Source organism: Cobetia sp. SIMBA_158, assembly GCF_046566945.1.
Classification (GTDB): Bacteria; Pseudomonadota; Gammaproteobacteria; order Pseudomonadales; family Halomonadaceae; genus Cobetia; species Cobetia amphilecti.
Map to the genome: position 1 here is coordinate 1 of NZ_JAWJYL010000091.1, position 392 is coordinate 392.

The 392-nt window shown below is 34.9% G+C and carries 1 protein-coding gene; it reads right to left on the minus strand.

Going from position 1 to position 392, the window contains the following annotated elements; all coding sequences use genetic code 11:
- Positions 1 to 392 (minus strand): hypothetical protein (locus tag R2R70_RS19120; RefSeq protein WP_410978768.1); only part of this gene is annotated, 392 nt, incomplete at both ends.

Genomic DNA, 392 nt, shown 5'->3' on the forward strand with positions numbered 1-392 from the left:
TCTTCTTCCAAAGTAGATAATTTAGCTTCTTGTAAAGCATTACTTAGAAGCAAGTTAGCATTTTCTTCTTCTAAAGAAGTTATTTTCATTTCCTGAAATGCTGTAGAAAGTAAAATAGCAGCGTTTTCTGATTCAAACGCTGCCACCTTTTCACTTAATGTTGCTTCGTATTCAATTACTTCAGGTGTTTCTTCACCAGTAGGATAAGTAAATTCAATTTCTTTCGTTTCAGGATTCACTCGATAGCCCGTAGCAATAGAAAAATCTGCATTATAAAAACCGTAAGGCAACTCGATAACGTCGAATGTCTCACGGTTTCTTTCTGATAATGCTGTATAAGTTTGTATGTCTTTTTCTACAGTAGTTGCTACTACACTTCCCATTCTTTCACC